The sequence below is a fragment of the Oerskovia merdavium genome (assembly GCF_014836755.1).
Classification (GTDB): domain Bacteria; phylum Actinomycetota; class Actinomycetes; order Actinomycetales; family Cellulomonadaceae; genus Oerskovia; species Oerskovia merdavium.
Map to the genome: position 1 here is coordinate 205399 of NZ_JACSQF010000003.1, position 22279 is coordinate 227677.

At 69.5% G+C, this 22279-nt stretch carries 16 protein-coding genes and 1 tRNA gene; 2 read left to right on the top strand and 15 right to left on the bottom strand.

Annotation, left to right across the window (positions count from 1 at the left end; genetic code table 11):
* Positions 1-29: 29 nt before the first annotated feature.
* From rpoB to H9641_RS04610, 7 genes are all read right to left on the bottom strand, one after another.
* Positions 30-3554, bottom strand: coding sequence for a DNA-directed RNA polymerase subunit beta (rpoB, locus tag H9641_RS04580; RefSeq protein WP_056762583.1), 3525 nt, complete (start codon positions 3552-3554; stop codon positions 30-32).
* 475 nt (positions 3555-4029) lie between these two features.
* Positions 4030-4413 carry a 50S ribosomal protein L7/L12 gene (gene rplL, locus H9641_RS04585; protein ID WP_030151946.1) on the bottom strand — a complete coding sequence of 128 codons (384 nt, stop codon included), beginning with the start codon at positions 4411-4413 and terminating at the stop codon, positions 4030-4032.
* A 108-nt stretch (positions 4414-4521) separates the two neighbouring features.
* Positions 4522-5049 carry a 50S ribosomal protein L10 gene (gene rplJ / locus H9641_RS04590; protein WP_030151947.1) on the bottom strand — a complete coding sequence of 176 codons (528 nt, stop codon included), beginning with the start codon at positions 5047-5049 and terminating at the stop codon, positions 4522-4524.
* A gap of 876 nt (positions 5050-5925) precedes the next feature.
* Positions 5926-8496, bottom strand: a complete 2571-nt coding sequence (locus H9641_RS20610) for a CHAT domain-containing protein (protein WP_191801420.1) — start codon at positions 8494-8496, stop codon at positions 5926-5928.
* A gap of 9 nt (positions 8497-8505) precedes the next feature.
* Positions 8506-10311 carry a S8/S53 family peptidase gene (locus tag H9641_RS04600; RefSeq protein ID WP_191801421.1) on the bottom strand — a complete coding sequence of 602 codons (1806 nt, stop codon included), beginning with the start codon at positions 10309-10311 and terminating at the stop codon, positions 8506-8508.
* 76 nt (positions 10312-10387) lie between these two features.
* Positions 10388-10885, bottom strand: coding sequence for a carboxypeptidase-like regulatory domain-containing protein (locus H9641_RS04605; protein WP_191801422.1), 498 nt, complete (start codon positions 10883-10885; stop codon positions 10388-10390).
* Complete coding sequence (locus tag H9641_RS04610) at positions 10882-11526, bottom strand: RNA polymerase sigma factor (RefSeq protein ID WP_191801423.1); 645 nt, start codon at positions 11524-11526, stop codon at positions 10882-10884. The genes H9641_RS04605 and H9641_RS04610 overlap by 4 nt, the downstream gene beginning before the upstream one ends.
* A gap of 478 nt (positions 11527-12004) precedes the next feature.
* Here H9641_RS04610 and H9641_RS04615 point away from each other — a divergent pair, with 478 nt between their 5' ends.
* Positions 12005-13357: a glycosyl hydrolase family 18 protein gene (locus H9641_RS04615; RefSeq protein ID WP_318244375.1), complete on the top strand. Its 1353-nt coding sequence runs from the start codon at positions 12005-12007 to the stop codon at positions 13355-13357.
* 134 nt (positions 13358-13491) lie between these two features.
* Here the strand turns inward: H9641_RS04615 and H9641_RS04620 are convergent, their stop codons facing one another.
* The 7 genes from H9641_RS04620 to H9641_RS04650 all read right to left on the bottom strand — a co-directional run bounded on the left by H9641_RS04620 (position 13492) and on the right by H9641_RS04650 (position 18593).
* Complete coding sequence (locus tag H9641_RS04620) at positions 13492-14796, bottom strand: hypothetical protein (RefSeq protein ID WP_191801424.1); 1305 nt, start codon at positions 14794-14796, stop codon at positions 13492-13494.
* Positions 14793-15533, bottom strand: coding sequence for an alkaline phosphatase family protein (locus H9641_RS04625; RefSeq protein WP_191801425.1), 741 nt, complete (start codon positions 15531-15533; stop codon positions 14793-14795). The genes H9641_RS04620 and H9641_RS04625 overlap by 4 nt, the downstream gene beginning before the upstream one ends.
* Positions 15534-15862: 329 nt before the next feature.
* Positions 15863-16579 (bottom strand): 50S ribosomal protein L1, encoded by a 717-nt coding sequence (rplA, locus tag H9641_RS04630; RefSeq protein ID WP_191801426.1) that lies wholly within the window; start codon positions 16577-16579, stop codon positions 15863-15865.
* Positions 16580-16703: 124 nt separating this feature from the next.
* Positions 16704-17135, bottom strand: coding sequence for a 50S ribosomal protein L11 (rplK, locus tag H9641_RS04635; protein WP_191801428.1), 432 nt, complete (start codon positions 17133-17135; stop codon positions 16704-16706).
* 75 nt (positions 17136-17210) lie between these two features.
* On the bottom strand, positions 17211-18014 hold the full coding sequence (gene nusG / locus H9641_RS04640) for a transcription termination/antitermination protein NusG (RefSeq protein WP_191801430.1): 804 nt from the start codon (positions 18012-18014) through the stop codon (positions 17211-17213).
* 126 nt (positions 18015-18140) lie between these two features.
* Positions 18141-18416, bottom strand: coding sequence for a preprotein translocase subunit SecE (secE, locus tag H9641_RS04645; RefSeq protein ID WP_191801432.1), 276 nt, complete (start codon positions 18414-18416; stop codon positions 18141-18143).
* Positions 18417-18520: 104 nt separating this feature from the next.
* A tRNA-Trp gene (locus tag H9641_RS04650) sits at positions 18521-18593 on the bottom strand.
* Between the two features lie 356 nt (positions 18594-18949).
* On the opposite strand from H9641_RS04650, the gene H9641_RS04655 reads away from it, so the two are divergent.
* A complete protein-coding gene (locus H9641_RS04655) occupies positions 18950-20596 on the top strand; it encodes an AbgT family transporter (RefSeq protein WP_191801434.1) in 1647 nt (548 codons plus the stop codon).
* A gap of 136 nt (positions 20597-20732) precedes the next feature.
* Here the strand turns inward: H9641_RS04655 and H9641_RS04660 are convergent, their stop codons facing one another.
* Positions 20733-22214, bottom strand: a complete 1482-nt coding sequence (locus tag H9641_RS04660; RefSeq protein WP_191801436.1) for a leucyl aminopeptidase family protein — start codon at positions 22212-22214, stop codon at positions 20733-20735.
* Positions 22215-22279 lie beyond the last annotated feature (65 nt).

A 22279-nucleotide genomic window follows, 5' to 3' on the forward strand; every position in this document is an offset into this window, starting at 1 on the left:
CCACCCCCCCCCCCCCCCCGCTTCCGAGATCAGATCTCGTCGATGCTGGATGCTGCGTTGGGGCGACGCGAGAGGTCGATGCCGAGCTCCTCGGCAGCGCGGTACACGTCGTCGTCCGACTCACGCATCTCGATGGAGACACCGTCGCTGGAGAGCACCTCGACGTTCAGGCACAGCGACTGCATCTCCTTGAGGAGAACCTTGAAGGACTCCGGGATGCCCGAGTCGGGGATGTTCTCGCCCTTGACGATCGCCTCGTAGACCTTGACACGGCCCGGGACGTCGTCGGACTTGATCGTCAGCAGCTCCTGGAGGGTGTACGCCGCGCCATAAGCCTCGAGCGCCCACACCTCCATCTCGCCGAAACGCTGTCCACCGAACTGCGCCTTACCACCCAGCGGCTGCTGCGTGATCATGGAGTACGGACCGGTCGAGCGGGCGTGGATCTTGTCGTCCACCAGGTGGTGGAGCTTCAGGATGTACATGTAGCCCACGGAGACCGGCTCCGGGAACGGCTCGCCGGAGCGGCCGTCGAACAGACGGGCCTTGCCGTCGCGCCCGACCATGCGGTTGCCGTCACGGTTCGGCAGCGTCGTGGAGAGCAGACCCGTGAGGGCTTCCTCCTCGAGGCCGTCGAAGACCGGGGTGGCCACGGGGCGACCGGGCTCGGACGATGCCGCGACGACGGGGAGGCGCTCCTTCCAGGAGAGGTCGCCCTCGCCTGCTGCGCCGTCCGTCTGCGAGATGTCCCAGCCCTGCTTGGCGACCCACCCGAGGTGGGTCTCGAGGACCTGGCCGACGTTCATACGACCGGGGACACCCAGCGGGTTGAGGATGACGTCCACAGGGGTGCCGTCCTCGAGGAAGGGCATGTCCTCGACCGGGAGGATCTTCGAGATGACACCCTTGTTGCCGTGACGGCCGGCGAGCTTGTCGCCGTCCGTGATCTTGCGTCGCTGCGCGATGTAGACGCGGACCAGCTGGTTGACGCCGGCGGGCAGCTCGTCGCCGTCCTCACGGTTGAACTCGCGGACGCCGATGACGGTGCCGGACTCGCCGTGGGGGACCTTGAGCGACGTGTCTCGGACCTCGCGGGCCTTCTCGCCGAAGATGGCGCGCAGCAGGCGCTCCTCGGGGGTCAGCTCGGTCTCGCCCTTGGGCGTGACCTTGCCGACGAGCACGTCGCCCGCGCCGACCTCTGCACCGATGCGGATGACTCCGCGCTCGTCGAGGTCCGCCAGGACGTCCTCGGAGACGTTCGGGATGTCCCGCGTGATCTCCTCGGGGCCGAGCTTCGTGTCGCGGGCGTCGACCTCGTGCTCCTCGATGTGGATCGAGGACAGGACGTCGTCCTGCACGAGGCGCTGCGACAGGATGATCGCGTCCTCGTAGTTGTGGCCTTCCCAGGACATGAACGCGACCAGCAGGTTGCGGCCGAGCGAGAGCTCGCCCTCGTCGGTCGCCGGGCCGTCGGCCAGCACGGAGCCGACCTCGACGCGTGCGCCCTCGTCGACGACGACACGCTGGTTGTACGACGTGCCCTGGTTCGAGCGGCGGAACTTGGCCGCGCGGTAGCTCGTCGTGGTCGCGTCGTCGTTGGCGACGACGATCATGTCGGCCGAGACCTCGGTCACGACACCGGGCTTGGTGGCGACGATGACGTCACCGGCGTCGATGGCTGCACGACGCTCCATGCCGGTCCCGACGAGCGGGGCCTCGGAACGGACCAGGGGCACGGCCTGACGCTGCATGTTGGCACCCATGAGTGCGCGGTTGGCGTCGTCGTGCTCGAGGAACGGGATGAGGGCGGTCGCGACCGACACCATCTGGCGCGGCGAGACGTCCATGTAGTCGACCTCGGTACCGAGGACGTCAGCCGTCTCGCCACCCTTGGTGCGGACCAGGACGCGCTCCTGACGGAACGAGCCGTCCACGTTGAGCTCGGTGTTCGCCTGGGCGATGACGTAACGGTCCTCGTCGTCGGCCGTCAGGTAGACGACCTCGTCGGAGACCTTGCCGTTCTCGACCTTGCGGTACGGCGTCTCGATGAACCCGAAGGGGTTGATCCGGCCGTAGGAGGCGAGCGAGCCGATCAGACCGATGTTCGGGCCTTCAGGGGTCTCGATGGGGCACATGCGGCCGTAGTGCGACGGGTGGACGTCACGGACCTCCATGCCGGCGCGGTCACGGGACAGACCACCCGGGCCCAGCGCGGACAGACGACGCTTGTGCGTCAGGCCGGCGAGCGGGTTGTTCTGGTCCATGAACTGCGACAGCTGCGAGGTGCCGAAGAACTCCTTGATCGACGCCACCACGGGGCGGATGTTGATCAGGGTCTGCGGCGTGATCGCCTCGACGTCCTGGGTCGTCATGCGCTCGCGCACGACACGCTCCATGCGCGAGAGACCGGTGCGCACCTGGTTCTGGATGAGCTCACCCACGGCGCGGATACGACGGTTGCCGAAGTGGTCGATGTCGTCGGTCTCGACGCGGATCTCGACGGGCTCGCCGGCACGCGTGCCGGGGAGCGTCGTGACCTCTGCGTGGAGGGCCGCGAGGTACTTGATCGTCGCGACGATGTCCGTGACGGACAGCGTGGAGTCCGCGAGGGGCGCGTCGACGCCGAGCTTCTTGTTCGCCTTGTAGCGGCCGACCTTCGCGAAGTCGTAGCGCTTGGGGTTGAAGTAGAAGTTCTCGAGGAGCGAGCGACCGGCCTCGACCGTGGGCGGCTCGCCCGGGCGGATCTTGCGGTAGAGGTCGACGAGCGCCTCTTCCTCGGTGTGGACGTGGTCCTTCTCGAGCGTGTCGAGCACGGCCGGGAAGTCCGCGAACTCCTCGCGGATCTGCGACTCGGTCACGCCGAGGGCCTTGAGCAGCACCGTGACGGACTGCTTGCGCTTGCGGTCGACGCGGACGCCCACGGCGTCACGCTTGTCGATCTCGAACTCCAGCCACGCACCGCGCGACGGGATGATCTTCGCGGAGTAGATGTCCTTGTCGCTCGTCTTGTCGGCCTGGCGCTCGAAGTACACGCCGGGCGAACGGACGAGCTGCGAGACGACGACGCGCTCGGTGCCGTTGATGATGAAGGTGCCGCGCGCGGTCATGAGCGGGAAGTCGCCCATGAAGACGGTCTGGCTCTTGATCTCACCGGTGTTGTAGTTCACGAACTCCGCGGTGACGAAGAGCGGTGCGGCGAAGGTGAAGTCCTTCTCCTTGCACTCCTCGGCCGTGTACTTCGGGGGCTCGAAACGGTGGTTCGAGAAGGAGAGAGACATGGAGGAGCCGAAGTCCTCGATCGGGGAGATCTCCTCGAAGATCTCCTCGAGACCCGACGTCGCGGGGACGTCCTGGCGACCGGCAGCAGCCGCGGCGTCGACGCGTGCGCGCCACGCCGGGTTGCCGAGCAGCCAGTCGAAGCTCTCCGTCTGGAGCCCGAGCAGGTCGGGCACCTCGAGAGGCTCGTAGATCTTGGCGAAAGAGACGCGCCGGGAAGCGGTGCGGTTCGCGATAGCGTCGGCGGACGGAGCAGAAGGGGTGCGCGAGGCAGCCAAGAGGGGTCCTTCCCTGCAGATCGATTGCACGCTGTACGCTGCGTGGCTGGAGGACCTCTTCCCCCTGAGGCTGCCGTGGTGCACGATGGACGCACACCGAAGACGGTTCGGGCAGTTCAGAGGGTGCCGAGGGCACACGCGAGCGCAAAGCGCTAGCATACCCGGTCCGGTCAAGCGTGTCCAGCGACGCCAAATCACGGCCTGTCAAGACCGTTGTCGAGCCGCGTTCCACTCCCCCACCGGACCGGTGAGGACATCTTCTCGGTGGCCGCCATATGCCGCCCAAGAACACGAAAAAGATCCCTGCCCGACGGCGCCTGTCACCTTCTCCTGGAAGGTGGGCTCCGGCGTCGGGCCGGGAGACGCACAAGCGACGAGAGGCCCGCACCCCGGAGGGTGCGGGCCTCGTCGCCTGTGCTACCTGTCAGGTCGCGCGAGGCGACCTGTCATGCGATACCGCCCCGAAGGGCAGTGATCACTTGACGGTGACGGTTGCGCCGGCGCCCTCGAGGGCAGCCTTGGCCTTGTCAGCAGCGTCCTTGGCGACGTTCTCCAGGACGGGCTTGGGGGCGCCGTCAACGAGGTCCTTGGCCTCCTTCAGGCCGAGGCTCGTGAGGGCACGCACCTCCTTGATGACCTGGATCTTCTTGTCGCCGGCAGCCTCGAGGATGACGTCGAACTCCGTCTTCTCCTCGACCTCCTCGGCGGCAGCGGCCGCGGGGCCCGCAACGGCGACGGCGGCCGGAGCGGCTGCGGTGACCTCGAAAGCGTCCTCGAACGCCTTCACGAACTCAGAGAGCTCGATGAGGGAGAGGCCCTTGAACTGCTCGATGAGCTCTTCGGTGCTGAGCTTCGCCATGATGGCGGTCCTTTCGGTTGGTGCTCGGCAGCGGCCCTGTCAACGATCCACAGAGCCCTGCTGGAAGCAGAGGGGGTGTGTGCGTGCTGCGTGATCCTCCGAGGAGGGTCAGGCTGCAGCGCTCTCCGATTCCTGCTTGAGGCGCAGGGCATCGATGGTGCGAACGGCCTGCGAGGCGGGCGCGTTGAACAGGTATGCCGCCTGGTAGAGCGGCTGCTTGAACGCGCCGGCCAGCTTGGCCAGCAGGACCTCGCGGGACTCGAGGTCCGCGAGCTTGGTGATGTCCGCAGCGGTCAGGGAGCGTCCGTCGAGGACACCGCCCTTGATGACCAGTGCGGGGTTCGCCTTGGCGAAGTCACGCAGGCCCTTGGCCGCCTCGACCGGGTCACCGGTCACGAAGGCGATGGCCGAGGGGCCCTTGAAGTCGGCGTCGATCTCGATGCCGGCTTCCTTGGCCGCGATGGCGGTCAGCGTGTTCTTCACCACGGCGTAGGTTGCGTTGCCGCTGAGCGACCGACGCAGCTGCTTGAGCTGCGCGACGGTGAGCCCGCGGTACTCGGTCAGCACGGCCGCGTTCGACTCGCGGAAGTTCTCCGTGAGCTCTGCGACTGCGGCTGCCTTGTCCGGCCTCGCCATGGCAATCCTTCCGGTGGTGGTGCCACCGGTCTCCGCAGGGCGGGGGCCCTGGGGGGTGAGGTCCTGCGGAGACGAGAAGAGCCCCGCGCAGGCGCGGGGCTCGAAGTGCAGGCTCTCGCCCGCTCCGTGAACTCTCACCTGCGCTGGCCTCCGCACTTCTGCGGGACTTCGGTCCGGACTGCAGCTGACGAGTCAGCGGGCAGGACGGTACGACCGGCGGTCTTGGGTACTGGAACAGAGTACGTGACGCGGGCGTGTGGTCCAAATCCGGCCCGACGGCGCCGCGCACCGCGCGCTCCGGACGGCTCAGGCGGGCGGCGCACCGCACGCGCGGGTCAGATCGCGAGCGGTCCGAAGCAGACGAGGGGCACGGGTTCGTCCTCGGTACGGATCGCGCGTGCGAGCGCCTCCCCCGGCGTGGCTCTTGAGCAAACTCCGCGTGCAACCTGGGCATGACCCGCAGCGGGGGCGGCGCTTACGATGAGCGCCCGGAGCAACGGCCGGAGCGCAGCGCTGTGGGACCCACCCCGTGACGTGCAGTTTGCCAACCCCCCATCCTCGCCGAGCGAGCCCAGTCAATCAGGCCCGCTTCCCGGTCAGAGACGATCTACAGAAGGGAACGCGCTTTCCTGCCACCATCGCGACAGGAAAGCGCCTCCCACGAATCTCAGGTCAGTGGCTACCGGTCTTCGGCGTTGCCGCAGCGATCGCTGCCCCAACCGTGAGAACCGTCGTCGAAGCAAGGAACGTGGACACTGCAGCGCGCTTCAAGAACTTCTTCATCGTGACTCCCTGTGTTTGCCATGAACCGCTTCATGGTCCAGGCCGACACTAGTTTGACGTCAACGACATGTCTATGGATGGCTCTTCCCTGGGTCAGAGCGCGAGCGGCCCGAAGCAGACGAGGGGCACGGGTTCGTCCTCACGCTCGACAGCTGTCGCGAGTGCTTCTCCCGGCGCGGCCCCCGCGCGCAGCTCACCGTGGAACCCGGGCATGACCCGTGCGGCGACGTCGTCGCGCAGCGGAGCGACGCTCGCGACGACGGCCCTCGCCCCGAGCCGGAGCAGGACGCTCGTGAGGCCGAGCGGCTCGCCACCGATCCGGACCGACGACAGACCTGCCTCGCACGCCGAGAGGACGACGACGGCACCTCGGAGGTCCACCCCGTCGAGCTCGTGGGCGAACAAGGGACCGTCGGCGAGCCGCAACGACGAGAACAACGGGTTGTCGGTCTCGTGCTTGCCGTGCGTCGCGAGGTGGACGACCCCCGCCCCGGGAAGCCGCTCGATCGTCGCCGCGCACGTCGCGTCCTCACCGGACAGGAGCGTCGCGCTGCCCCACGCACCGGCCACCGCCTCGGCCTCCGCCTCGGCCGCGCGCAAGCCGGGTCCGGCCACGACCACGACGTCCGGATCGGCCGGTACAGGGGCTGCCTCCTGCAGGTCGATCCAGGAGTTGACCCAGGTCCGGCGACCGACCCTGGACGGGAGCGACGACCACGGGACGGCCAGGAGAAGGTCGCGAGCGGCGACGTGCAGGTCGCCCTGCGCGTCGATCGGGGCGAGGAGCTCGCGATCGAGCCAGGCGAGGCCGCGCTCGAGCGAGGCGCGGGCCGCTGCGCGCATAGGTGCGGGGATCAGGTCGTTCGCCAGGACGTCGAGGTCTGCCCGGGTGCGTCGGATCCGTTCACCGATCTCCACCATCGGTGCCAGTCGGACCATGCTCAGACCGGATGCGTCCGCACGCAGCACACGGAGCGACTCGTCCGCGACCACGAAGTCCGCGACGACCGTCGACGAGCTCCTCGACGTCAAGGCGCTGCGCAGGCGACGGGCGGTGACGGCGGTCGGCGTCGCGGCTCCCCCTCCCTCCTGCCAGGCCCGACGTCTCGCGGCCTCCTGCAACCGACGGGCCTCGCTCAGGTGCGTACGTCGACGTTCCAGACGTTCGCCCGAGGGGTTCGCTCCCAGGAGCCTGGCCGACTCGATCTCCTGGCGTGCGCGAGTGAGGAGCTCGGCGGACTCGACGTCCGACGGTGGCCGGACCCTCCCGCTGCCGGCGACGGTCGCACGCCCACGCTCGACGGCGTCGAGGAGCGCGGAGGCACGTCCGGTGCGAAGGGCCGCGGCCACGTCCACGTGCCCCAGGCGTACGCCGTGCACCGCCGAGGCTGTGATGGCGTCGACGGACCCCACCCCCTCCCGGTGCTCGGCGAGCATGCGCTGGCCCCGGCGCACCGCACGCAGCGCCGCTCCGCGCTCACCCGCGGCGAACGCGAGCTGGGCGGTCACGGCCTGGTGCTGCAGACGCAGCGGCAGCGCCACACGTCCGAGGTGACCCGGCACCTGAGAGAGGACCTCGCGCGCGCCCGCAGGGTCCTTCGCCGCGAGGAACCACTCGGCAGCCAGGAGCTGGGCGGGCACGGTCACCCCCCGGCCGACGGCCGCGCCGAGCGACGTCCCGACGTCTGCGAGCGCGAGCGCGCGAGCGGCCCTCCGCCGGGCCACGCCGATCGAGACGCCGACCGACCGGTCCTCGGCCAGCCGCGCCTGGAGCTCGGCCACCCGAGCCCGTGCAGCCCAGGGATCGTTGCCGATGCGGTCGAACCGGGCCGCTGCGGCACGGGCCTGACGCTGCGCCTCCGCGTAGCGGCGCAGCCCCACGAGGCACTGAGCGCGCAAGAGCTCGACCTCGGCGACGTCCCGGACCATCCGGTTGCGGGCCAGGTGCTCGCGCGCCTCGGCGAGCGTCGCGTCCGCGTCCGAGAGCAGTCCTGCCTCCAGAAGAACCTGGGCCTTGTCGATGAGACCGACCGACGCGTGCCGGTCGGGAGCGCCTCTCGCGGCTTCCTCCATGTCACGCAGAGCGCTCGGCAGGTCGCCCCCGAGGTACTTGGCGTATCCGAGGTTGTGCTGCGCCTTGGACGCGAGCAGCGCATCGCCCAGGTCCTCCGCACGACGGACCACCTCGGCGAGGTCCGACTCGGCCCGACCAAGGTTGCCCAGCTCGAGGTGCAGCGACCCCCGGTTGAGGAGGAGGACCGCGGCATCGAGCGGGCGGGCCACGTCGATGAATCGAGCAGCGGCATCCATCTCCTCGACCGCCTCGACGACCCGTCCGGTGCGCAGCCGGAGCAGACCGCGCTGCCCGCCGACCACGAGCTGGAGGTCCTCGGGCCCGTGGGCCTCGACCCACGCCCGGGCCTCCTCGAGGAGATCCAGCGAGCGGTCGACATCGCCCTCGTACTCGAACCTGGAGATCGCCAGACCGATGAGCGCCCGGACGTGCGCGTAGCTCTTGTCCGGGTCCGTCTCGAAGGCCGGCTCCTCGAGGTCCGCGAGGAGAGTGCGGTAGAGCTGAGCGGCCCTTGCGTGACGCCCCCGGGCATTGGTGGCCGACGCGAACTCGAGGCGTGCGCGCAGGGTCTGACCAACGCTGCGCGTCACGCCGTCACCTCATTCCGCGGTCACCTCCGTGGGGACCAGTCCAGTGGCCAGGGTAATGGACTCCCACAGCCACGCGCAGCGTCCCGGAGCTCCTTCACCCGGTACCAGCGCGCTCGGTGACGTCGGGTCCGCCGCGGAGTCGTCCAGCAGGTAGGACGCGAGCTCGCCGGCCAGCACGGGGGCTGCGAACGACGTGCCGCTCCAGCTCGCGAACCCGCCCTGGAAGCCCTCCGGGTCGATCGTGGCGCGGTTGCCCTCCGACCAGAGCTCCTTGAGCCAACGGGTGGGGGCGACCGCGCCGTCCATGGTCGTCGGAGCGGTGGAGACGAGCGCCGCCCCGGGACGCACGCAGGTGACCCAGGGCCCGTCGTTGCTGAACAGGGCGGTCGTCCCGTCCGGGTTCAGGGCCCCGACCGTGAGCACGGGCGGCTCGTCCTTCAGGAGAGCGACGCCCGGGAGCGGTACGGGCGGCGTCTGTCGACGATCGATCCTCGGTGCGAAGGCCGCGGGATAGCTCGGCCTCGTCTGCCCGTCGTTCCCGGACGAGACGACGACCAGCACCCCGTAGCGCCGGAGCGCCCGCAGGACGGTGCCGAACGGGGCGTCGAAGTCCGCGTCCTCGGGTCGCTCGTGGTAGTACCCGAGCGAGAGCACCAGGACGTCGATCGGGGAGTAGCCCTTCCGACCGACGAGTCCGAGCACGTGCCAGAGAAGCACCCGGCGCAGCGAGCGCAGGAGGTCTCGCTCCGGGATGACCCCGGCACCGCCGTAGAGGCGAGGGGCCAGGATGACCGCATCAGGGCACTTCTGGTGGACGAGGCCGGCGATGAAGGTTCCGTGCCCGGCGACAGGGTCGAGCGGGCCCGTCAAGGGAGAGATCGACACGCCACCGATCTCCGGGTCCTCGTACTCGTACTCCGTCTCCGGCAGCACGGACAGCGGCTCTCCGAGCAGCTCGGGGTCCCGCACCACGATCGTCCCGCGCGACTCGAGGGACGCGTCGAACCAAGGGTGCGCCCCCACGCCGGTGTCCAGGACCGCGACCACGGGTCGACGCGTCCCGTCGGCCGCCGTGTACTCGTCGTCTCCGACCGCCAGGCGACGCGCTGGGACGGGCCCTACCCAGTTCACCGGGGTCCGACCGCCCGAGCCGGGGGCTGCGTACTCTGCGGTACCCGTGACCGGGAACGGCTGGGTGTACGGGAAGGGCTGGGTGTACGGGAAGGGCTGCGTGTACGGGAAGGGCTGCGTGTACGGGAAGGGCTGCGTGTAGGGGAACGGCTGCGTGTACGGCTGGCCACCGATGGCCGGTCCCGCCGACGGCGCGATCATGTGGTCGAGGCCAACCCGTGGGCTGCACTTGTCGTCCGGGCACAGGCGCCCGCCGAGCTTCTCGATCACCTTCCACGCGTCCGGGAGCTCCCCCTCGCTGCCGCCCTTCTGCCGCAGGCGAGCCGAGAGCCCGAACACGCGTCGCAGGTCGCGGGTCGTCTCACGATCGAGCCTCGCCCGGGTGATGAGCTCCGCGTCGCTCTTGCTGGCCTCCTCGACCTCGACCGTCAGGTCGAACTTCTCCGCAGCCTCCTCGAGCCACCGCAGCGAACGGTTGCCGGTCAGGTCGTCCGGAGACTCTGGAACCAGGACCCGGTCCCCCACGTACCACGTGGGGTGCGGCGAGGACTGCCCGGCCCGACGCGGCGCGGTGATCGGGTCGAGAGTCCGCGTTCGCCACTGCAGCCGGCTCGGCCGGTCCCCGAAGGGCCGTCCGCCCGGCGGGACGGGCGGCGTGGCCGACTGCTCTGGGGTCTCACTCATCGGTGCTCCAATGCACGAAGGGGGCTACCGCCGAGGCGGTGGGCCGCCGGCGCGTGAAGTAGGTGTCGCGAGTTCGCTACAGCTCGATGATGGGCGTGGTCACTGCGTCGCCGTCCGCGCCGGGTGTCCGCAGCAGGAGGCTCGCCGGGCCGGGGGCGACGTCCTCGAACACGAACCGGCCGTCCTCGTCGGTGGTGGTCGAGACCATCCCGTCCGGGCGGTGCAGCTCGACCGCCAGCTCTCCAGCGGGCGCAGCCCAGCCGTCGATCCTGATCCTGGTGTCGTCCCGGGTCGAGAGCGTGATCATCACGGTCAGCGACTCGGCCGTGAACGTGATGGTCCGTGCCTCGACCGGCGGCGCTTCACCGCGGACGGACATCTCCGGTACGCGTACGTACTCGAGCTCCATGACCTCTGCCTCGAGGCCGGCCAACGTGATCGCGAAGAGCGACCTCTCGACGAGACCCCCGGGTACCGGGTCGAGCATCGCGCTGATCCGCGCGAGGTCCGCGAGGATCTCGAGGTCGACGGTGTCCAACGGGTCGTCGGGGCTGTATCCGATCGGCGCGCTCATGATGTTTCCCATGTCCTGTCCCCCTGATCGCTTTCCATGATGTCGCGGAGCTTGGCCAGGCAGCGCCCGCGGTTGGATCCGATGCTTCCCACCGGCATACCGATGGCGCTCGAGATGTACTTGTAGTCAGGGCGGTCCGCCAACGAGATCAGCCGGAGCAACTGCTGGCAGCGGTCCGGCAGCTGGAGGACGGCCCGCCACAGGTGGCGGTCTCGCTCCACCTCGAGGACCTGGGTCTCCGGGGTGGGGTCAGAGGACGGCAGCGCGCCGACAGGGCCGTCGAGCAGGTCGTCGGGAAGCTCGGTGCGGCGCTTCTGGTCGTCGCGCTGCTTGCGGACGACCTCCCACGCCCCGCGCTTGGCGGTCACGAGGAGCCACTTGAGCACCGCGTGCGGCTCCTGGATGCTGTGAGCGTTGCGCACGAGCGCCATCCAGGTGTTCTGGACCACGTCGTCGGCGTGCTCTCGGTCGGCACCTTGCGCCCGCGCCGTGTGCCACAGCAGCGGGGTCGCCTCCTTGACGAAGTCGGCCAGTGCCTGGTGCTTGCCCTCCCGATAGTCGAGGAGAGCGGCCGCGGCTCGATCGCCGAGGCTCACCTCCGGTTCGTCGACTTCCGGGACGTCCTCGGTGATCCGTGTCATGGCTGGGTGCGCCGTCTGCTCTCGGTCGTGCTCGGGTACTTCGGGGGAACCCGAGTCTAGAGGTGTTCGTGCAGGTGGGACAAGCATTTCCGCCATAGCAGCACCTCCCTCCGACCCGCTCTCGCGGCACTCTCGACGGACAGGCCGACTGGTCGTCGGACCTCTTCCTGCTGGGAGGGAGGGAGGTTCGTCGCGTTTGATACACGCTCGTGAGATCTTTCCCGAACGATCCCGCCGACACCTCGGGCGACTGCGCGGCCCCGGCCCCCGCTGCGCCGTCGGGCAGGCTCGCAGAGCCACTACGGGTACGTGACCCGTACGGGGATCCACGTATGGACAGGGCGCAGAGAGTCGTGGAATCCCTCATCACACGCGTGACCCAGGTCACGTACGGTCGGCCTGACCGACCACGACCGGTCCACTCCGACGGTCCCGGTGAGACGACGACGTCCCGGACCCCCTGCTAGAGGAGCTACACGTGAGAACCCTTCGCCACCCCGCCGACGGCACCCGCCGTCCGGCTCGTCTGCTCGCGGCGCTGACCGCCGCGACCGTCGCGCTCGGCGGCCTCGCGCTCGCCGGCACGAGCGCCCAGGCCGCACCGCTGCCCGCCGCCCAGCCGGCGACGGTCGCCGCCGCAGCCGCTCCCGGCCACCAGTGGCTCACGGGCTACTGGCACAACTTCAACAACGGCTCGGTCGTCATGCCGCTGAGCGACATCCCGGCTGCGTACAACCTCGTCGCGGTCGCGTTCGCCGACAACCTGACCGGCACGCCCGGTGGCATCACGTTCAACCTGTCGAGCGCCGAGCTCAACGGGTACACGGTGCCCCAGTTCAAGGCCGACATCGCCGCGATCCGGGCGCAGGGCCGCAAGGTCATCCTGTCGGTCGGCGGTGAGAAGGGGAACGTGATCGTCTCCAACGCGACCGAGGCGAAGAACTTCGCAGACACCGCGTACGGCCTGATGCAGGAGTACGGGTTCGACGGCGTCGACATCGACCTCGAGCACGGCATCAACGCGACGTACATGTCGAGCGCGCTGCACCAGCTCTCGGCCAAGGCCGGACCGAACCTCATCATCGCGATGGCACCGCAGACCATCGACTACCAGGCCACCTCGATGGGGTACTACCAGCTCACGCTCGCGATCAAGGACATCCTGACGATCGTCAACACCCAGTACTACAACTCGGGCGCCATGATGGGCTGCAACCAGCAGGTCTACAGCCAGGGCAGCATCGACTTCCTCACCTCGCTCAGCTGCATCCAGCTCGAGATGGGCCTGCGCCCCGACCAGGTCGGCATCGGCGTCCCCGCGGTCCAGGCCGCTGCCGGCGGCGGCTACCAGCCCATCGCCAACGTCATCAAGGCCGTCGACTGCCTCGAGACCGGGACGGGCTGCGGCACGTTCAAGCCAGCCACTCCGTACGGCAAGATCGGCGGCGTCATGACCTGGTCGATCAACTGGGACAAGAAGAACAACTACGCGCTCGCCACCGCGGTGGGCGCCCGCCTCGGCACCGGCTCGGGCGGCGGCGGCACCGACCCGACCGGCGGCAGCACGGGCGGCGACCCCACCGGCGGCAGCACCGGCGGCGACCCCACGGGCGGCAGCACCGGCGGCACGGACCCGACCGGCGGGACGACGGGCGGCAGCACCGGCGGCTCGGGCACCTGCTCGGCCGCGGCGTGGGACGCCTCGAGCATCTACACCGGTGGCAACACCGTGGCGCACAACGGCCACACCTGGCAGGCCAAGTGGTGGACCCGCGGCGACGCCCCGGCACCGAGCGACTGGGGCGTGTGGAAGGACCTCGGCGCCTGCTGAGCCCCGTCCCCCGGTGACGGCGGTACCGTCACCGTGACGACCGAGCCGCCCGGCTCTCCTCCCCCAGGGAAGGAGAGCCGGGCGGCTCCGTGCTGCCGGCCGCAAGGGGGCGAGCGGCAGCGCGGCGCGGGACGTCAGTCGACCGGGAAGAGCGAGACCGTCAGCGTCGCTCCGTAGGAGCCGGGAGCGGTGTCGGCCGGCAGCTCGAGAGCGAGGTCGGCCGTGACGTCGCTCGTGCCCTTGCGGCCGATCGCGTCGGCCCCCGCGAGGGTCTGCGGCGTCGACAGCCCTGCTCCCCCGGCCTGCGCCGAGGCGATGCGCTGCCCGGCGGTCACGCCCGGCTTGTCGACGACCAGGCGCGGTGACCAGCCGAGCCGGTCCGCGCCGAACGTCGTCGACCCCGCCGAGAACGCGGTCGACTGGCCCGAGACGGCCCAGCCCGCAGCGTCACGACGCGTGTCCGAGACGCTCACGACGGGCAGCGCCGCGGTGTACGCCAGGTGGTCACCGTCGAGCCCGCCCGCGAGCCGCACGGGCGCGCCGTCGCCCGCGACGGTCATCGAGAGCTTGCCCTCGGTCACGACCTCCTCCACGACGGCCTCGAGCGCGATGCCCTCGGCACCCGCGGGGTCGGTCTGGCCCTGCGCCGCGAACCGTACCTGGTCGAGTGCCCAGAACCAGTCGTTCGTGCCGCTGTAGTGGAAGCGGTACTGCGCGGTCCTCGCCCCGGCCGGGACGTCGGTGACGATCGCGCGCTTCCCGTTGTCGCTCGCGGGGAACGAGGCCACCTGGACCGGGGCGGCGCCGTCGAAGCTCACGAGGACCTCCGCGACCTGCACGCGGTCATGACGGTACGAGTGCTCGAACGTCAGCACTGCCTGCTCCTTGCCCGCGACCGCATAGTCGGGCGTGACGAGCGTCGAGTCGAACTTCCCCGCGCCGTGGGCCTTGTCGTCCCACTCGTCCGAGTCGGCGACCGCGATCACGTCGCGCCCACGCGTGAAGTTCTCCCGCGCCTGGCCCGCCTCGGCCGCCGACCAGAACGTCTGGGTCGTGAACGACCAACCGCGCCACTCGGTCACGCCACCCGACGGCATGGCCGAGTTGTCGACGCTCCAGCCCGTCGGGGGCGTCGTCGTGAAGCCGAGCGTCCCGGCCGGGACGCCCGTCTCGTCGACCCGGGGCGCGAGCGCGGGGCGCAGGGAGTCGAAGTCGTCGGAGACGTCGTCGCCGATCGGGGTGCCGTCGAGCCCCCACGCAGGGTCCACCGCGACACCGGCCTGCCGCATGACCGTCGGCGCGATGTCGGTGATCGCGAGGTTCTCCTGGCGACCGCGCGGCTCGATGCCGTCGCCCGCGGCGATGACGAACGTCGCGCGCTCGGTCTGCGCCCGGCCGCCGTGCCCGCCCTTCGGCAGGTGGCCGTGGTCGGCCGTCACGATGATGTTCCAGCTCTCGGCCCCCGCGTGGGCCGCGCGTCGATCGCGGCGAGGATGCGGCCGATGCGTGCGTCCTGGACCTCGAGCTCGGCGGCGTACTGGGCCGCGTCCGCGCCGTGGCTGTGACCGGCGCCGTCGATGTCGTCGAGGTGGAGGAACGCCACGTCGGGGTTCTGCGTCCCGAGGTAGGTGATCGCGGCCTGCTCGGTCTTGACGTCCGAGCCCGTCGCGATGCGCAGGTCGATCCCGTCGGAGACGATGTCGCCGTTGCTCGCCGACGACGTGATCGGGGCCCAGGTCGAGGCCGCGAACGTCGCAATGCTCGGGTCGACCTGCTCGAGGCGATCGAGGAAGCTCGGGTACTGCGCGTAGTTCTTGCCCGCGAAGGTGTTGTCGCGGACGTTGTGCTTGTCCGTCCACACGCCCGTGAGGATCGTCGACCAGCCCGCGCCGGACACCGTCTGGGCGCCGCGCTGGCTCACCTCGGGTGCGTCGCTCGTGGCGTACAGGAGGCTGTGACCCGAGGTCCCGCGCTGCATGAGCGCGTGGAGGGTGGGGGTCGAGGCCGCCTCGATCTTGTCGAGCCGAGCCCCGTCGAGCCCGATCACGAGGGTCTTGTCCGTACGAGTTCCCTGCAGGACGGGGGCTTCGCCGTCGGCGGCGAAGGCGGCGGCCGGGACGAGGAACGTCCCTGCTGCCAGCGACCCGGCGAGTGCCAGGTGTGCGATCTTGCGCATGTCCAACCCTTCAGTCGTCATGGTGCACGTCATGGATGCGGTGTCCGGACGAGCCGCGAGACTCACCTGTCCAGACAGGCCTCACTCTGACCGCGCCAGGCAGACCAGGGATGAACCGGGACGATCGGGGCCGTGAACGTCTGCGTCGCGCGGGCCGCGATTCGGTCCACCCGCTGCACATACCAGACATTTCAACTATGCCCGACGACGGCACGCAGCACCGCACGGACCGGCACCTCGGACGCCGTCACGCCCCGACGACGAAAAGACCGACGGCGCCTCTCCCCGTGAGGGGAGAGACGCCGTCGGTCAGGAAGAGAACGGGCTGATCAGGCCGCGTCCTCCTCGAGGAGCTTCGTCGCCTTGGACGGGTCCACGGGGATGCCGGGGCCCATCGTCGTCGAGAGCGTCGCCTTGCTGATGTAGCGGCCCTTGGAGGAGGACGGCTTCAGACGCAGGACCTCTTCGATCGCTGCGGCGTAGTTCTCCACGAGCGCCTTCTCGTCGAACGAGACCTTGCCGATGATGAAGTGGAGGTTCGAGTGCTTGTCGACGCGGAACTCGATCTTTCCGCCCTTGATGTCCTCGACGGCCTTCGCGACGTCCATGGTCACGGTGCCGGTCTTCGGGTTCGGCATCAGACCACGGGGGCCGAGGACCTTACCGAGGCGACCGACCTTGCCCATGAGGTCCGGCGTCGCGACAGCGGAGTCGAAGTCCGTGTAGCCAGCGGCGACCTTCTCGATGAGCTCGTCGCCACCGACGATGTCGGCGCCGGCTGCACGAGCCTGCTCCGCCTTCTCGCCGTTCGCGAAGACCAGGACGCGGGCGGTCTTACCGGTGCCGTGAGGCAGGTTGACCGTTCCACGAACCATCTGGTCCGCCTTGCGGGGGTCGACACCGAGACGGAAAGCGACCTCGACGGTCGCGTCGTACTTGGTGGGCGACGTCTCCTTGGCGAGACGAACCGCCTGGAGCGGGGTGTAGAGCTCGTCGCGGTCGATCTTCTCCGCGGCGGCGCGGTATGCCTTGCTGCGCGTTGCCATCTGCTTCTCCTTGTCGAGCAGTCGTGGTCTACGGATCCGCGCGGACCCTGCCACTGCCCGCCGGTCAGAGACCGGCGGGCTCATGAAAATGAGGTTCAGCCCGGAGGCTGGGGGTGGAGCTGGGTCAGCCCTCGACCGTGATGCCCATGGAGCGAGCGGTGCCCGCGATGATGAGCGATGCAGCGTCGAGGTCGTTCGCGTTGAGGTCCTCGAGCTTGGTCTGAGCGATCTCGCGCACCTGGGCGGAGGTCAGCTTCGCGACCTTGACCGTGTGCGGGGTCGGCGATCCCTTGTCCACGCCGGCAGCCTGCTTGATGAGCTCAGCAGCCGGGGGGGTCTTGGTGATGAAGGTGAACGAGCGGTCCTCGTAGACCGTGATCTCCACGGGGATGACGTTGCCGCGCTGCGACTCGGTCGCGGCGTTGTACGCCTTGCAGAACTCCATGATGTTGACGCCGTGCTGACCGAGCGCGGGGCCGATCGGCGGGGCGGGAGTTGCTGCGCCGGCCTTGATCTGGAGCTTGATCAGCCCAGAGACCTTCTTCTTGGGAGGCATGAGATTCCGTGCTTTCTGTGTCTGGGCCGACGCCGTGGGCGATGACCCGGTTGCAGGTGCTGTCGTCCGACAGGATCAGATCTTGGCGACCTGGTTGAACGACAGCTCGACCGGGGTCTCCCGGCCGAAGATGGAGACGAGGACCTTGAGCTTCTGGCCCTCGGCGTTGATCTCGGAGATCGTCGCGGGGAGCGTGTCGAACGGACCGTCCGTGACGGTGACCGACTCGCCGACCTGGAAGTCGACCTCGAAGGGGGCCTTGGCCGACGCTGCGGGCTTGCCGGCCTCGGCCTTGGGCTCGATCGTCGGGGCGAGCATCGAGAAGACCTCGTCGAGCGTCAGCGGCACCGGCTGGTGGGTGTGGCCCACGAAGCCCGTGACACCGGGCGTGTGGCGCACTGCGCCCCACGACTCGTCGGTCAGGTCCATGCGGACCAGGACGTAGCCGGGGATGCGGACGCGACGGACGATCTTCTTCTGCGCGTTCTTGATCTCCGCGACCTCTTCCATGGGGACCTCGATCTGGAAGATGAAGTCCTCCATGTTCAGGCTCTGGATGCGGTTCTCCAGGTTGGCCTTCACACGGTTCTCGTAGCCCGCGTAGGAGTGGATCACGAACCAGTCGCCCGGCTTGGTGCGCAGGTCCTTCTTGAACTCCTCGACCGGGTCGAGGTCGTCGAGGATGTCGCCGTCCTCGTCGACACGGGGCTCGTCGTCGGCCTCGGCCGGCTCCTCGTCCGTCTCGGTGTCCAGCTCTTCGTCGTCCGCCTCGACCTCGTCGATGGCAGCCTCGGGTGCGTCGAGCTCGACCTCGGCGCCTTCGGCGACGGGCTCGGTGGGATCGACGTTCTCCGCCTGGTCCAGCGACTCCTGGGACACGAACGAACCTGCTTTCTACTGACTACTCGAACATGCTATTGACGGGACCGCTCACGGTCCTCACGCTCCGGGCGCGTACTCGTGCAGTGCCGCGAGATGCTCGCGGCACGAGGCGCCCTCCGGGAATCAGCCCCCGAAGACCCACAGGGCGGCGATGCCGACCCCGAAGTCGAGCAGCGTCACGAACGCCATGACCACGGCCACGAAGACGAGGACGACGGTGGTGTAGGTGATCAGCTCGGAACGAGTGGGGGTGACGACCTTCTTGAGCTCGGCGATCACCTGGCGGACGAACAGGGCGATCCGCGAGAAGATGTTGCCCTTCTTCGCGTCGCCCTTCTTCTTGTCACCGCCGGCGCGCACGCCTTCAGCACCCAGCGCCTCTGATGGCGATTCGCTCACTGTTCATCCCCACTACGTGACGTTGAAACCGAAACCGATGCTGACCTTTCGTGGTGTAACCCGTTACCGGACTACGCGCACGCCCCTGGGGGGACGACGCCTTGCAGGGCAGACAGGGCTCGAACCTGCAACCTGCGGTTTTGGAGACCGCTGCGCTACCAATTGCGCCACTGCCCTTCGTGATCGACGCCACCCCGAGAGCCTACCGAGAAGGCAGAGATCATCGGGTGGGCACCTGCCACCGAAGGAATACTGTACGCGAACCGAGCGCCGTGGTCGAACCGGCCCTCGTCACGCCCCGTCGGAGCCCGCCGGGCCCCACCAGGTGACCGCACACGAAGCACCTCTCAGCACCCGTCGCGACCGTCCTTCACGACCCACGCTAGACGACGGTCCGCAGATCTCACCCGCTCGTCCGGGATCCGATCATCCTCTCCCGGTGATTCACCGCACGTCCACACGTTCTCCTCGCAATACTTACCCCCGAGTCCTCGCGCACCCCGCACGAGGCGACCGGGACACGAGAGGGCGACATGTCGGAAGCCGCGGTCGTACGTCGCACCCCCCTCGAGCGCATGCTCGACGGGATCGAGCGGGTGGGGAACAAGGTCCCGCACCCCGCCATCATCTTCCTTGGCCTCATCGCCCTCATCATCGTGCTCTCGCACGCGTTCTACCTCGCCGGGACCTCGGTCACGTTCGACCAGGCGCAGGTCGCCGAGCAGGTCGAGCCGAGCGGCGAGGAGCTCATCGGGGACGCGCCCTACCAGAGCGAAGACCCCCACGTGGAGCAGGTCACGGTCTCGGTCGAGTCGCTCCTAAGCGCCGACGGGATCCGGTTCATCTTCACGTCGCCGGTCGAGAACTTCAACGGGTTCGGCGTCGTCGGCGTGATCGTCGTCGCCATGATCGGCGTGGGGCTCGCCGAGGAGGTCGGCCTGATCGGCGCCTTCATCAAGCGCCTCGTCAGGGTCACGCCGGCGCGCTTCATCACGCTCATCGTGGTCTTCCTGGGCGTCCTGTCCTCGATCGCGACCGACGCCGGATACCTGGTCCTCATCCCGCTCGCCGCCGCGGTGTTCCACACGCTCGGCCGACATCCGCTCGCAGGCCTGGCCGCGGCGTTCGCGGGCGTGGGCGGCGGGTTCGGCGTGAACCTGCTCATCACCCCGATCGACGGCATGCTCGCCGAGATCACCAACGAGTCGATCGCGGACCCCGCGCAGCACGTCTCGATCACGGGCAACCTCTACTTCTCGATCGTCTCGACCATCGTGGTGACCCTGGTCGCGACGCTCGTGACCGAGAAGTTCGTCGAGCCCCGCCTGGGCACCTACCGGGAGGACGAGGCCCCTGCGGCCGACGACCACGACTCGGGCGGGGCCGCCGCCCCGGCCCCCTCGGGCGAGCTGACCGCCGCGGAGAAGCGCGGGCTCAAGTGGTCCGGGTTCGGCCTGATCGGCGTCACCGCTCTCATCCTGCTGCTGGCGCTCCCGTCCTGGGGGCCGCTGCGCAACCCCGAGACCGGCAGCCTCATCGAGGGCTCACCCCTCATGGGCAGCATCATCTTCCTGATCCTGATCTACTTCTTCGTCATGGGCCTGTGCTACGGCAAGGGCGCAGGGACGATCAAGGGCAGCATGGACGTCATCAACCCCATGACGAAGACCATCGCGGGCCTGTCCGGGCTGATCTTCCTGCTGCTGATCATCAGCCAGTTCATCGCCTACTTCAACTACTCGAACCTGGGCACGGTCGCGGCCGTGAACATGGCCGACGCCCTGGAGCAGGCGAACCTCGGGACGGTCCCGCTCATCATCGGTCTCATCGCGATGACGGCCGTGATCGACATCTTCATCGGCGGCGTGGTGCCGAAGTGGGCGATCTTCGCCCCGATCTTCGTGCCGCTGTTCATCCAGCTCGGCATCTCGCCCGACCTCGCGGTCGCGGCCTACCGCGTGGGCGACTCGCCGATCAACGTCGCGACCCCGCTCATGCCGTACTTCGCGCTCATCGTGATCTTCGCCGAGCGGTACCGCAAGAAGGTCGGCGTGGGCTCGATCATCTCGCTCATGCTGCCGTACACGGTCGCGCTGCTGCTCGTGTGGACCGCGCTGCTCGTGGGCTGGTACCTGCTGGGTCTGCCGCTGGGCCCGGGCGCGGAGATCTACCTGCAGTGAGGCAGGGCCCGACGGCGGAGCGTACGTCGTCGGGCACGGGTCGCCCCGCCGGGGGCCTCCCGGGTGACGTGACGAGGACATGACGAGAGGCCGGTCGCCCGCAGTGCGGGCGGCCGGCCTCTCCCGTCCACAGGACCTACGCGACCGGGACCGTGAACGCGCCCGCGAGCTCGGCGAGGAGGCGCGCGCCGAAGCCCGTGGCTCCCTTGGTCCAGACCGCGTCGTCGGTGTCCGACTTCATGGTGCCCGCGATGTCGAGGTGGGCCCACGACACGTCGCCCGCCCACTCCGCGAGGAACAGCGCAGCGGTGATGGCCCCCGCGAACTCGCCACCCAGGTTCTTGATGTCCGCGACGTCCGAGTCGAGCTGGGGCCGGTAGCGGTGCTCGAGCGGGAGACGCCAGACGCGCTCGTCGGTCGCTGCCGACGCCGACTCGACCTGGGCAGCCAGCGCGTCGTCGTTGCCGAGCAGCGCGGCCCGCGCCGTGCCGAGCGCCGCGAGCGCCGCGCCCGTGAGGGTCGCGATGTCGACGATCGCGTCGACGCCGTCCTCGACCGCGAGCGCGATCGCATCGGCCATGACCAGCCGGCCCTCGGCGTCGGTGTTGACGACCTCGATCGTGCGGCCGCTGCGCGTCGTCAGGACGTCACCCAGCTTGGTCGCGCTGCCCGAGGGCATGTTGTCGGTGCACGCGAGGTACGCCGTGACGGTCGTGCCCACGCCCAGGTCCTTGAGCACCGAGAGGGCCGCGAGCGCCGCCCCGGCCCCGGACATGTCCATCTTCATGGCCGCGTGCATCGCGTTCGAGGGCTTGAGGCTGATGCCGCCCGAGTCGTAGGTGATGCCCTTGCCGACGAACGCGAGGTGCCCCTCGCCACCGCGGTACGTCAGCTTGACCAGGCGTGGCTCGACGACGCTGCCCGCGTTGACCCCGAGGATGCCGCCGCACCCCATCTCGGTCAGCGCTGCCTTGTCGAAGACCTCGACCTCGAGGCCGTTCGCGGCTCCCAGGCGCACCGCGACGTCGGCCAGGTCGGGGGCCGTGAGGTAGCCCGCCGGGGTGTTCGCGAGGTCGCGCGAGACGAGCGCCGCGCGGGCGAGGACCAGGCCGCGCCGGGCGCCCGCGAGCGCCTCGGCCGCGTCGCCGTCGGTGACCAGGACGATGCCCGTGACCGGGACCGTCGCAGGCTCGGTGCGGAGCTGGTCGTAGCGGTAGCGCCCCAGCAGGACGCCCTCGACGACCGCGCTCGCGACGTCCCCGAGGTCGAGGCCCTCGGTGCCCGCGAGCGAGACCGTCACGATCGTGTCGCGCGCGACGGCCCGGGCGTGGTGGGCCGCGGCGTCGCGGACCGCTGCGGTGTCGAGCCGTTCGGCCGGTCCGGCGCCGACCGCGACCACGTCGGCCCCCACCGAGGGACGGGCGAGGCTCTGCCCCGCACGCCCTGTGAAGCCCCAACGGGCGAGCTCGTCGCGGTCGGCGCCGATCGCGGCCGGGACGTCGCCGTCCGAGGTGACCAGGACCCCGGTCGTGCCCCCTGCGGGCGCTGCGTCGACGGACACCTCCACGGCGCGGACGGCCGTGTCGGACGGGATCGGGTCGAAGGGTGCGTCACCCATGGCGTGCTCCATCTCTCGGGCCACGGCCGGTGCCGGGGCGGGTGCGGTGCGGGTCGTGCAGGACA